We start from the raw sequence: 12,718 nt of genomic DNA on the forward strand, positions 1-12,718 counted from the left end.
GATCTAGCCTAAACCTTGCGTGTGTGATACCTGTCAGGGGTTGCACGTGGGGGGTCGTGGGACCTGCTTGAGGTTACTGACATGGCCTCGAAGAGTTACAAAGTTTGGTGTTAGTCGAATGGTGTGGGAAAGCCAGCCGTAGACGGTGAGAGCCCGGTAGACGAAAATTCCAAGCCTCTTTGCAGTGTTCCCGAGTAGCAGCGGACTCCTAGAATCTGCTGTGAATTTGCCAGGACCACCTGGTAAGGCTGAATACTTCCTGGTGACCGATAGCGGACAAGTACCGTGAGGGAATGGTGAAAAGTACCCCGGGAGGGGAGTGAAATAGTACCTGAAACCGTTCGCCTACAATCCGTCAGAGCCTTTCGGGGTGATGGCGTGCCTTTTGAAGAATGAGCCTGCGAGTTAGTGGCATGTGGCGAGGTTAACCCGTGTGGGGTAGCCGTAGCGAAAGCGAGTCTGAATAGGGCGTTTTTAGTCGCATGTTCTAGACCCGAAGCGGGGTGATCTAGCCATGGGCAGGTTGAAGCGTGGGTAAGACTGCGTGGAGGACCGAACCCACCAACGTTGAAAAGTTGGGGGATGACCTGTGGTTAGGGGTGAAAGGCCAATCAAACTCCGTGATAGCTGGTTCTCCCCGAAATGCATTTAGGTGCAGCGTCGTGTGTTTCTTGCCGGAGGTAGAGCACTGGATGGTCTAGGGGGCCCACAAGCTTACTGAAATCAGCCAAACTCCGAATGCCGGTAAGTGAGAGCGCGGCAGTGAGACTGCGGGGGATAAGCTTCGTAGTCGAGAGGGAAACAGCCCAGATCGCCAGCTAAGGCCCCTAAGCGTGTGCTAAGTGGAAAAGGATGTGGGATCGCATGGACAACCAGGAGGTTGGCTTAGAAGCAGCCACCCTTTAAAGAGTGCGTAATAGCTCACTGGTCAAGTGGTTCCGCGCCGACAATGTAGCGGGGCTCAAGCACACCGCCGAAGCTGTGGCATTCACACTTTGTGTGGATGGGTAGGGGAGCGTCGTGCAGCGGGTGAAGCGGCGGAGTGATCCAGCCGTGGACGCTGTACGAGTGAGAATGCAGGCATGAGTAGCGAATGAAGGGTGAGAACCCCTTCCGCCGGATGACCAAGGGTTCCAGGGCCAGGCTAATCCGCCCTGGGTGAGTCGGGGCCTAAGGCGAGGCCGAGAGGCGTAGTCGATGGATAACGGGTTGATATTCCCGTACCCGCAAAGAAACGCCCAAGACGAACCCATCTGTACTAACCACGCAAAGCAGTGGCGGTCTTCGGACCAAGACTGTGGAGTCTGGGACCTTGGGTGGTAGTAGTTTAGTGATGGGGTGACGCAGGAAGGTAGATGATCCCGGCCGGTGGTTGTGCCGGGGTAAGCGTGTAGGCCGTCATGTAGGCAAATCCGCATGGCTATAGGCTGAGACGTGATGCCGAGCCGTTCTGGTGAAGTCATTGATCCTATGCTGCCGAGAAAAGCCTCTAGCGATGTTTCGAGCGGCCCGTACCCTAAACCGACACAGGTGGTCAGGTAGAGAATACCGAGGCGACGGGTGAACTGTGGTTAAGGAACTCGGCAAATTGCCCCCGTAACTTAGGGAGAAGGGGGGCCGGACGCGTGAAGCCCCTTGCGGGTGGAGCGTGGTATGGCCGCAGAGAGCAGGGGGAAGCGACTGTTTACTAAAAACACAGGTCCATGCCAAGTCGTAAGACGATGTATATGGACTGACGCCTGCCCGGTGCTGGAACGTTAAGGGGACCTGTTAGCTCTTCGGGGCGAAGCGGAGAACTTAAGCGCCAGTAAACGGCGGTGGTAACTATAACCATCCTAAGGTAGCGAAATTCCTTGTCGGGTAAGTTCCGACCTGCACGAATGGCGTAACGACTTCCCCACTGTCTCAACCACAGGCCCGGCGAAATTGCAGTACGAGTAAAGATGCTCGTTACGCGCGGCAGGACGGAAAGACCCCGGGACCTTTACTATAGCTTGACATTGGTATCTGAATTCGATTGTGTAGGATAGGTGGGAGCCGGTGAAGCTCGGACGCCAGTTCGGGTGGAGGCGTTGTTGAAATACCACTCTGTTGGGTTTGGGTATCTAACTTGCGGCCCTGATCGGGTCGAGGGACAGTGTCTGGTGGGTAGTTTAACTGGGGCGGTTGCCTCCTAAAGGGTAACGGAGGCGCCCAAAGGTTCCCTCAGCCTGGTTGGCAATCAGGTGTTGAGTGTAAGTGCACAAGGGAGCTTGACTGTGAGACTGACGGGTCGAGCAGGGACGAAAGTCGGGACTAGTGATCCGGCACTTGCGTGTGGAAGCGGTGTCGCTCAACGGATAAAAGGTACCCCGGGGATAACAGGCTGATCTTCCCCAAGAGTCCATATCGACGGGATGGTTTGGCACCTCGATGTCGGCTCGTCGCATCCTGGGGCTGTAGCAGGTCCCAAGGGTTGGGCTGTTCGCCCATTAAAGCGGTACGCGAGCTGGGTTTAGAACGTCGTGAGACAGTTCGGTCCCTATCCGCCGTGCGCGTTGGATACTTGAGAAGGGCTGTCCCTAGTACGAGAGGACCGGGACGGACGAACCTCTGGTGTGCCAGTTGTTCCGCCAGGAGCATGGCTGGTTGGCTACGTTCGGAAGGGATAACCGCTGAAAGCATCTAAGCGGGAAGCTCGCTTCGAGATGAGGTATCCCACCACCTTGAGTGGGTAAGGCCCCCAAGAGACTATTGGGTTGATAGGCCGGAGATGTAAGCACGGTAACGTGTTGAGTTGACCGGTACTAATAGGCCGAGGGCTTAACCACCCTAAATTTTCTGCTTGCGTCCACTGTGTGATTCACAGCAAACGAACAACCACCCTGATATGCCGGTGACGGTATGACAGGTTGCTGGTTGGTTCTGCTGATGGCTGTTTCGGTGGTCATAGCGGAGGGGAAACGCCCGGTTACATTCCGAACCCGGTAGCTAAGCCCTCCAGCGCCGATGGTACTGCACTCGGGAGGGTGTGGGAGAGTAGGACGCCGCCGGACTCAACGTAAGAAAAGGCCCACCCCGTCATGGGGTGGGCCTTTTCTTTTTGTACCTGGAGAAAGGAAACACCCCGCCCGGGGAACGGGTGGGGTGTTTTTGTTTCGGGAGCTGATGGGCGTACGTCAATTGCGGGTTTGAATGGCGTTTCGCATTTGGCGCATCAGCGGGGCGGCTTCGGATTCGGGGCGGTTCGGGAACATCGCCAGGGCCAGGCTTCCGTGGTCGGCCCAGCCACAGACGGAGAGATCGCCGGTCTCGGTTTTGGTGGTGCCGCATTTCATGGTGCCGCCCAGGGGGCCGGCATCCACCTCGTGCAGGCCGGTGACCGCGCCCTGCTCGTCCGAGATCAGGCCGAACGACGTGTCCAGGTCTTTGTCGGGCGACCAGAACAGGGTGGTGCCGCCGAAGAACAGGACGTTCCTTTCCGGCGCGGCGGTGTAGACGGCGCCGACGGTCTCGTCGAGATCCACCTCGGCGGAGAGGGCGGTCCGCAAGTAGTCCGCGGTGTCCTGGGCGTTCTGGCCGCTGTCGAGGGTGAGGTCGCCGATCTTCGCGGGCAGGGTCAGTGTGGTGTCGCGCTGGGAGTGGATCTGCCAGTAGAACGTCGCCAGGGCGGCGGCGCCGGCCAGGCCGACGGCCAGCAGCGAGGCGAGCACGACGGTGCGGGTCCGCTTGCGGCGCGGACCGGGCGGGGCGGCCTCCGACTCCTCGGGGATGTCGTCACCGAGGAGGTTGAACGGCGCGTCCTGGATCTCGATCGGCTCGGCAGCCGCCGGCTCCGGCTCGAGGCCGGGGACAGGGGCGGCAGGCGGGGGATTCTGGGGGCCGCGGTCCGACATCCCGCGAGCCTACCGTTATCCACAGGTGGCAGTGCGAATGCCGGGGACCGCCGGGGAATCCGTAGACTTGCCGGGTGACCGATGCAACCGATACCCGCACTCGCGACAGCCGGCCCACCGGTGGCCTATCCGCTCAGTACCAGCCGGGCGACGTAGAGCAGTCGCGGTACGAGCGGTGGGTATCGGAGGGCCGTTTCACCGCCGACCCGAAAAGCGACAAGCCGCCGTTCACCATCGTCATCCCGCCGCCGAACGTGACGGGCTCGCTGCACGTCGGGCACGCGCTCGACCACACCATCCAGGACACCCTGGTCCGCCTCAAGCGCATGCAGGGCTACGAGGTGCTCTGGCTGCCCGGCATGGACCACGCCGGCATCGCCACGCAGAACGTGGTGGAGCGCAAGCTCGCCGAGCAGCAGCTCTCCCGGCACGACCTGGGCCGCGAGGCGTTCGTGGCCAAGGTGTGGGAGTGGAAGGCCGAGTCCGGCGGCGCGATCCTCGGCCAGATGCGCCGGCTGGGCGACTCCGTCGACTGGTCCCGTGAGCGCTTCACCATGGACGAGGGGCTCTCCCGGGCCGTCCAGACGATCTTCAAGCGGCTGTACGACGACGACCTGATCTACCGGGCCAACCGGATCATCAACTGGTGTCCGCGCTGCCTCACCGCGCTCAGCGACATCGAGGTGGAGCACACCAACGACGAGGGCGAGCTGGTCTCGATCCGGTACGGCGAGGGTGCCGACTCGATCGTCGTCGCCACCACCCGCGCCGAGACGATGCTCGGTGACACCGCGGTGGCCGTGCACCCCGACGACGAGCGGTACAAGCACCTGGTCGGCACCGAGGTCGAGCTCCCGCTGACCGGCCGGCGGATCCCGATCGTGGCCGACGAGCACGTCGACCCGGCGTTCGGCACCGGCGCGGTCAAGGTGACCCCGGCGCACGACCCGAACGACTTCGAGATCGGCCAGCGGCACCAGCTGCCCAGCATCACCGTGATGGACGAGCGCGCGGTGATCACGGTGCCCGGGCCGTTCGAGGGACTGGACCGTTACGAGGCCCGGCCGGCGGTGGTCGCCGCGCTGCGTGAGCAGGGCCGGATCGTCGCCGAGAAGCGGCCGTACGAGCACTCGGTGGGGCACTGCTCCCGGTGCAAGACCACTGTCGAGCCGCGGCTGTCGCTGCAGTGGTTCGTCAACACCGGCCCGCTGGCCAAGGCGGCCGGCGACGCGGTCCGCGACGGCCGGGTGAAGATCGAGCCGGCCGAGCTGTCGAAGCGGTACTTCGCCTGGGTCGACAACATGCACGACTGGTGCATCTCCCGCCAGCTGTGGTGGGGCCACCGCATCCCGGTGTGGTACGGGCCGAACGACGAGGTCGTCTGCGTCGGGCCGGACGAGGAGCCGCCGACCGGCGAGGGCTGGCGCCAGGACGAGGACGTCCTGGACACCTGGTTCTCCTCCGGCCTGTGGCCGTTCTCCACGCTGGGCTGGCCGGAGCAGACCGCCGAGCTGGAGAAGTTCTACCCGACCAGCGTGCTGGTCACCGGCTACGACATCCTGTTCTTCTGGGTGGCCCGGATGATGATGTTCGGGCTCTACGCGATGGACGGCAAGCAGCCGTTCGACGTGGTCAACCTGCACGGCATGGTGCGTGACCAGTTCGGCAAGAAGATGTCGAAGTCGTTCGGCAACGTGGTCGACCCGCTGGACTGGATCAACCGGTACGGCGCCGACGCCACCCGCTTCACGCTGGCCCGCGGCGCCAACCCCGGCTCCGACGTGCCGATCAGCGAGGAGTGGTGCCAGGGCTCCCGCAACTTCTGCAACAAGCTGTGGAACGCCACCCGGTTCGCGCTGATGAACGGCGCGACGGTCGAGGGCGACCTGCCCGCGGCGAGCGAGCTCAGCGCCATCGACAAGTGGATCCTGTCCCGCCTGCAGCACACCGTGGCCGAGGTCAACGAGCAGTTCGACTCGTACGAGTACGCCAAGGTCTGCGACACGCTGTACCACTTCGCGTGGGACGACGTCTGCGACTGGTACGTCGAGCTCAGCAAGCCGGTGCTGGCCCAGGACACCGCCGAGGCGGCCCGCAGCCGGCGGGTGCTCGGGCACGTCCTCGACCAGCTGCTGCGCCTGCTGCACCCGGTCATCCCGTTCGTCACCGAGGAGCTGTGGATCGCGCTCACCGGCGGCGAGACGGTGATGACCGCGGCCTGGCCCGCCGTCGACCACGCGTTGGTCGACGACGCCGCCGAGGAGGAGCTGGCCGCCCTGCAGAAGGTGGTCACCGAGGTCCGGCGGTTCCGTTCCGACCAGGGGCTCAAGCCGAGCCAGCGGGTCTCCGCCGCGCTGACCGGCCTGGGGAACGTCGGTATCGACACGCACGAGCCGCTGATTCGTTCGCTGGCCCGGCTGGACGCGCCGGCCGCCGGCTTCACCGCTACCGCCACCCTGGCGGTGACCGGTGGGATCACCGTCGACCTGGACACCCGCGGGGCGATCGACGTGGCCGCCGAGCGGGCCCGGCTGGAGAAGGACCGCGCCGCCGCCGAGAAGGAGGCCGCGCAGTGCCGGGCCAAGCTGGGCAACGAGGCGTTCGTCGGCAAGGCGCCGGAGGCCGTGGTCGCCAAGATCAAGGACCGGCTGGCCGCCGCTGAGGCGGACCTGGTCCGGATCGCCGCCGCGCTCGAGGCGTTGCCGGCAGCATGAGTTCAGCTGAGTACACCGAGGTGGAGGCCGCGCTCAACGAGCGCGGTTTCACCCGCATGGTCTTCGACATGCAGAAGATCCGGGACCTGATGGACGTGCTGGGCAGCCCGCAGCGGGCGTACCCGGCGATCCACCTGACCGGGACCAACGGCAAGACCAGCACGGCCCGCATGATCGACGCGCTGCTGCGGGCGTGTGGCCTGCACACCGGGCGATACACGAGTCCACACCTGGAAACCGTGCGGGAGCGCATCAGCCTGGACGGGGAGCCGGTCTCGGAGGAGCGGCTGGTCACCACCTATCAGGAGATCGCGCCGCTGGCCGAGCTGATCGACGCGCGCAACACCGAACCGCTCACCTACTTCGACATGACCACGGCGATGGCCTATGCGGCGTTCGCGGACGCCCCGGTGGACATCGCGGTGGTCGAGGTCGGGCTGGGCGGTGAGGAGGACGCGACCAACGTCATCGAGGCGGGCGTCTGCGTGCTGACCCCGATCGGGCTCGACCACACCGAGTGGCTCGGCGACACCATCGAGGACATCGCCTGGGCCAAGGCCGGGATCATCCACAAGGGCGCCACCGTGATCACCGCGGTGCAGGACGAGGAGGCCATGCGGCCGATCCTGGAGCGCTGCGCCCAGATGGGCGCCACCCTGGCCCGGGAGGGCAGCGAGTTCGGGGTGGTTCAGCGGACTCAGGCCGTCGGCGGCCAGGTGCTGGTCCTGCAGGGGCTCGGCGGCGTCTACGAGGAGATCTTCCTGCCGCTGTTCGGGGCGCACCAGGCGCAGAACGCCGCGCTCGCGCTCGCCGCTGTCGAGGCGTTCCTCGGCGCCGGGCCGAACAAGCAGATCGACATCGACCTGATCCGCGAGGGGTTCGCCCAGGTCGACTCGCCGGGCCGGCTGGAACGGGTGCGCAGCGCACCGGCCATCCTGCTGGACGGCGCGCACAACCCGCACGGGATGGCCGCCACGGTGACCGCGCTGGAGGAGGAGTTCAGCTTCCGGCACCTGGTCGTGGTGCTCGCGGTGCTCGGCGACAAGGACGTGACAGGGCTGCTCGACCTGCTCGAGCCGGTGGCCGCCCGGATCGTGGTGACGCAGAACAGCTCGCCGCGGTCGATGCCGGTGACCGAGCTCGCGCAGCTGGCGGCCAACGTGTTCGGCGAGGACCGGGTGAGTGTCGCGGAAACCATGCCGGACGCCATCGAGGAGGCCGTGGTGCTCGCCGAGGAGGACGCGTCCGGCGAGATGAGCGGCGTCGGGGTGCTGATCACCGGCTCGGTGGTGACCGTCGCCGACGCGCGGAAACTGCTGAAGCGATGACCGGTCCGGAGGAGGGCGCGATGCCCGCTGAGGGTGAGGCGGGTGCCGCGCCGCGGCGTTCCGGACTGAAGAATCCAGAAGCCGCCGTACGCGGTCTCGGCGCCGGAACACTGGCCCTCGAGGCGATCGTGCTGCTCCTGGCGATCCAGCCGATCCGCATCCTCGGGGTCGACCTGAGCGGCTGGCAGATCGGGCTGGTGATCGGGCTGGCGGTGCTGGCCGCGCTGCTCGCCGGATGCATGCGGCGGCGGTGGGGCTGGGGCGCCGGGACGGCGTTGCAGGTGGCGTTGCTGGCGAGCGGGCTGGTGGTGCACTGGTCGCTCACCGCGCTCGGCGTGATCTTCGGGCTGGCCTGGGCCTACGCGACGTACGTGCGGCGGTCGATCCTCGGCTGACGCCGGGGCGGCGGTCGAGCGGCGTGCGCCTGTGGTGCGTGGGTTGCCGGGCCGGGCTGGATGGGTGAGGCGTGACTGAGGGGGAGCCACCGACGTGGCTCCCCTCAGTCGTTTCAGGCTTCCGGGTCCGGGCGGACGGCTCGCCACTGGGTGATGGCGATGTTGTGGTTGTCCGGGTCGCGGAAGGTGGCGGACCAGAGTTCCAGCTTGTCGCCGCGGTTGACCGGGCGGGGGGAGTGGACGAACTTGACGCCCTTGGCCTTCAGCTCGTCGTGCACCGCCTCGATGTCGCCGACCTCCAGGTTGAGGTAGATCTGCCGGCCGGCTTCCGTCGAGAGATTGGGTACGGCGCGCAGTACCACCCGGGTGTCGCCGGACGCCAGCACCGAGGAACCGTCACCCGAGTCGATCTCGAAGAAGCCGAGCGTGTCGCGGTAGAAGACGATCGACCGGGCGAGCTCGGTGACCAGGATGGTGATGCCCACGCCGTGGATGGCGCCGGCCGGGCCGGGCCGGGCACTCGGGTAGGCGGTGATCACCTCGGCGGCTTGTTCGTCGGGCTCCGGACGACCGGAGAAGTCGCCCCATGGGCTGCCGGTGGGCCTCGGGGCCGGCTGACCCGGCGTCGGTTGAGCGGTCCGCGGATCCGTAGGAGCGTCGTCCGCCACCGGCTCGCCGGCCGTGGATGCGGCGGTCGGTGTGTTGTCGGCCGGGAGTACGGCGGTCGGTGTGTTGTCGGCCGATGGCTCGCCGGCCGGGGAAGCGGCGGGCGGCGCGCTGTCGGTCGGCGCCTGGCCGGCGGGGAACGCGGCGGCTGGTGCGCTGTCGGCCGGCGCCTCGCCGGCGGGAAACGCGGCAGCTGGCGCGGTGCCGGTCGGCGCCGGGCCGGCCGGGGAGGCGGCGGCTGGCTTGTTTCCGGCCGGTGGCATGTCGGCGGCCGACGTTTTGCTGGCCTGTGGCACGTCGGTCGATCGCTGGCCGGCCACGGGTTCCGCCACGGGGGGCTCCTCGGCCGGGCGTTCCGCAGCCGGGGGTTCGGCTGTCGGCGGTTTCTCGGTCGAGGGTTCGGCGTTCGGCGGGTCGGTGGGCGGGATCTCCTCGGCGGGAGGAGCGACGATGCCGGCGGCTACGGCCGGGGCGGCGGCCGAGGTCGACTCGGGCGGGGTGATCGGGCTGTCGTCGAGCGGGATGTCGATGTCGTCCGCAGGCGGTGTGGGGCCCGCTGGGCGCCCGGTGGTCGGCGCGGGTGCGGTGGGGAGCGGCCGGTCCGGGGCCGGCGCGGCAGGAGGTGGCGCGACCGGGGTCGGGGCCGCGGAACTGGTGGGTTCCGGACGCGGCTCGGCTCGGTGGGTGGTCGAGGTGGGCTCCGGCCGGGCGGCCGGCATCGGGATGGGGCCGGCCGCGGCGGACGCCGCCGGCACCTCGGGGCCGCCGGTGGCCGGGGTGGGCTCGTCCGGATCGGGATGCGGGTCGCCGGTGTCAGCTGCCGGGTACGCGCTGGTGGGGAACGCGATCGTCGGGTAGTCGGCGTCGCCCTGGTCGGCGGAAGTGCGTTGCATGGGCGCGGCCGGCCGGTACTCGGTGTCGCTCTGCTCAGGCGCTACCGACGCACGGCCGCCGGCGGTGGCGGGCTGGGCGGTCTCGGTGGGCTGGGCGACCTGGCTGGGCTGGGCGGCCTGGGTGGGCTGCGTGGGCTGCGTGGTCTGGGCAGTGTCAGTGGGCTGGGTGGCCTGGTTGGGCTGGGCGGTCTCGGTGGGCTGGGCGACCTGGCTGGGCTGGGCGGTCCCGGCGGGCTGGGTGGACTCGCTGGGCTGGGTGGACTCGCTGGGCTGGGTGACGAAGCGGGTGCGGCCGGAGTGGGTGGAGGCAGGCTCCGGGGTGGGGGCTTCCGGGGTGGTCACCGCGACGGCGGGCTTTGCGGGGGCCGGGTCGTCGAGGGGGATGTCGATCAGCGGGTCGCTGTCGTGGTCGTCGGCAGGGGTTCGCTGGGTGGGCGGGCGGCCGTAGCCCGCCGGAGTCTCGGTCACCGGTGGTGCGGAGACCGGCGTGGTGGCTTCCGGCTCGACCGTTGCCGTTGTCGCGGTGGTGCGTCGCTTCGGGCTGGGGCGGGAGCCGGGTGGCCGGGAGCCGGCGGTGCGTGCGGCGGACGTGGTGGTGCCGGTGGAGGCCGCAGTGGTGTGTGCGGCCGATGTGGTGGTGCCGGCGGGGGCCGCAGTGGTGTGTGCGGCTGATGTGGTGGTGCCGGTGGAGGCCGCAGCGGTGCGTGTGGCCGGGTCGGCGGCCGTGCGGGGAGCTGGTGTGACCGTGTCGGCGGTGGGGGCGGCCGGGCGGGAGGGCGAACCGGTGCCCGCGGTGGCAGCCGCGGCGCCGGCGGTCGCGGCAGCGGCCCCGGCGGTGGCGTAGGCGGCTGTCGGGCCGGTGCCGGACGAGGGCTGGTAGCCGGCGGTTTCGGAAGGGGCCGGGCGGGAGTAGTCGGCGGCGGCCCTCGGCGGTGGCGGGAAGTCCGAACCGGTTGGTGTCGAGGTGGCGTAGCCGGTGCTGCCGGGTCCCGGGGGAGGCGGGTAGTCGAAGCCGGCCGAGTAGTCGCCGGCCCCCGGGGGCGGGGGAGGCGGGAAGTCCTCGATGGCGGTGGTGGCCGAAGGGGCCGGTGGCGGCGGGAAGTCGTAGGAGTCCGCTCCGCCGGCCGCCGAGCTGGGTGTGGACGGGCCGGGCGGCGGTGGGTAGCTGGCCGAGGGCCAGGTCTCGGAGGAGGCGCCCGAGCCGGGCCGGTTGGTGGCGGTGCCGGGGCCGCGCTCCTTGGCGATGGCCCCGGCCTGGTCGGCGAGGTCAGCGGCGGGGCCCCCCGCCGCCGGCGCCCGCGACCCGGTGGCAGCGGACGAAGGTGTGGCCGCCGAGAAAGAGGGCGGCGGCGAGGCCGGGGCAGGGGAGGTGGGCGCGGAGGAGGCGGCCGCGGAAGACGAGGGTGCTGCCGAGGCGGGCGCCGGTGAGGTGGGGGTGGAAGCGGGCGGCGGCGAGGTGGGCGCGGCGGAGGAATCCGCGAAGGAAGCGGGCGCCGGGGAGGTGGGTGCCGAGGTCGCGGGGGAGGCGGTGGACGCCGGGCCGGTGGCGCCCCGGCCCGCGGCGGCGCGGCGGGGGAGGGTGGTGGCCTGGTCCTCGCCGCCGACCAGCTGGCCCTCGACGACCTTGCCGTGCGGGGTGTCGCGGACCACTACCGGGGTGGTGACGTGGTCCTCGGCGAACGCCGGCTCCTCGAGCGGGCTGAAGTCGGTGTCCTCGCGGCTCTCCCACGGACCGGGGGCGACCGCGCCGAGCACGTCGTCGTCAGCCTCCTCCTCGAGGTCGTCGCCCAGGTCGGGCTGGACCGGCGGGGGCGGGTCGCCGGCCGGGCCGACGTCCGCCGCCTCCTTCCAGTTGACCCGGACGCGGCGGGTGTCGTCGACGTCGACGGTGATCGGCACTGTCGTGTTGATCGCCGGCCATTTCGCGACCGGCACCCGGCCGTCCCGGATCACCTTGTCGAACGTGCCCAGGCCGGGGGCCACCACGATGGCCCTGATCTCGGCGCGGCCGTAGGCGCCGGCCACCGGTGGCGGGGTGATGTCGACGATCTCGGCGGTGCCGGCCACGGTGGCCCGGCCGCCGCGGCGCACGTTGCTCACCATGGCGAGCGCGATGGCGATCGCGAGCACGACGAGGCCGAAGATCGCTACTGGCCAGCTCGACATGCCGAGCCCGAAAACGATCACAAAGACCGCGAGCGTGCCCATGACCGCCGCCACCAACTTGCGTGCCGGGGCGATGGGCCGGCCGGTCTGGTTCGCCACTGTGGACCTCCCGTTGTTCCCGTCAGGTTATGGCCCGCCGGTCACTGAGCGAAAGTGCGGTAGTACCGACATCGTCGCTCGCCGTGTCGGAGGTACCGATAGGCTGAACCTCAGGCGTGTCGGCCTGTCGTCTTCCCGGAGGAACCACGTGTCCAGCAACACCGCACCAGCCAGTACCGAGCGTTCGCTCGTGCTCATCAAGCCTGACGCGGTACGCCGCGGTCTGCTCGGCGAGATTCTGTCGCGTTTCGAGCGTAAGGGGCTGGTCATCGAGGCGCTGGAGTTGCGCACGATGGACGCCGAGCTGGCCGACCAGCACTACGCCGAGCATGTGGACAAGGCGTTCTACCCGCCGCTGAAGGGCTTCATGACCAGCGGCCCGCTCGCCGCCGTGGTGCTCTCCGGGGACCAGGCGATCGAGGTGATCCGCGCCATGATCGGCGCGACCGACGGGCGCAAGGCGGCGGCCGGCACCATCCGTGGTGACCTGGCCCTGTCCAACCGGGAGAACCTGGTGCACGCCTCGGACTCGCCGGACAGCGCCAAGCGCGAGCTGGCGCTCTGGTTCCCCAAGCTCTGAGC

Annotated in this window: 6 protein-coding genes and 2 rRNA genes (1 of these 8 running past the window's edge); 6 read left to right on the forward strand and 2 right to left on the reverse strand. The window is 68.4% G+C overall.

The genetic code is table 11. The features are described from left to right. A 23S ribosomal RNA gene (locus tag Actob_RS05975) occupies positions 1-2,810 on the forward strand (it extends 263 nt beyond the left edge of the window). Between the two features lie 108 nt (positions 2,811-2,918). After that, positions 2,919-3,035, forward strand: a 5S ribosomal RNA gene (gene rrf / locus Actob_RS05980). 123 nt (positions 3,036-3,158) lie between these two features. On the opposite strand, the gene Actob_RS05985 is transcribed toward rrf, so the two are convergent. Then, the gene (locus Actob_RS05985) at positions 3,159-3,875 is read right to left on the reverse strand and encodes a hypothetical protein (RefSeq protein ID WP_284919048.1); all 717 of its coding nucleotides are present in this window, start codon (positions 3,873-3,875) and stop codon (positions 3,159-3,161) included. Between the two features lie 74 nt (positions 3,876-3,949). Between Actob_RS05985 and Actob_RS05990 the strand changes: the two genes are divergently transcribed. Genes Actob_RS05990 through Actob_RS06000 form a run of 3 tightly spaced genes read left to right on the forward strand, consistent with a single transcriptional unit; the run spans position 3,950 to position 8,312 of the window. Beyond that, complete coding sequence (locus Actob_RS05990) at positions 3,950-6,589, forward strand: valine--tRNA ligase (RefSeq protein ID WP_284919049.1); 2,640 nt, start codon at positions 3,950-3,952, stop codon at positions 6,587-6,589. Continuing rightward, on the forward strand, positions 6,586-7,917 hold the full coding sequence (locus Actob_RS05995; protein ID WP_284919050.1) for a bifunctional folylpolyglutamate synthase/dihydrofolate synthase: 1,332 nt from the start codon (positions 6,586-6,588) through the stop codon (positions 7,915-7,917). Before Actob_RS05990 ends, Actob_RS05995 begins: the two co-directional genes overlap by 4 nt. Positions 7,918-7,937: 20 nt before the next feature. After that, on the forward strand, positions 7,938-8,312 hold the full coding sequence (locus tag Actob_RS06000; protein WP_407653570.1) for a DUF4233 domain-containing protein: 375 nt from the start codon (positions 7,938-7,940) through the stop codon (positions 8,310-8,312). A 113-nt stretch (positions 8,313-8,425) separates the two neighbouring features. Here the strand turns inward: Actob_RS06000 and Actob_RS06005 are convergent, their stop codons facing one another. Continuing rightward, complete coding sequence (locus Actob_RS06005; RefSeq protein ID WP_284919052.1) at positions 8,426-12,136, reverse strand: VOC family protein; 3,711 nt, start codon at positions 12,134-12,136, stop codon at positions 8,426-8,428. 148 nt (positions 12,137-12,284) lie between these two features. Between Actob_RS06005 and ndk the strand changes: the two genes are divergently transcribed. Beyond that, positions 12,285-12,716: a nucleoside-diphosphate kinase gene (gene ndk, locus Actob_RS06010; protein WP_284919053.1), complete on the forward strand. Its 432-nt coding sequence runs from the start codon at positions 12,285-12,287 to the stop codon at positions 12,714-12,716. Positions 12,717-12,718: the final 2 nt, after the last annotated feature.

The organism is Actinoplanes oblitus (assembly GCF_030252345.1).
Classification (GTDB): domain Bacteria; phylum Actinomycetota; class Actinomycetes; order Mycobacteriales; family Micromonosporaceae; genus Actinoplanes; species Actinoplanes oblitus.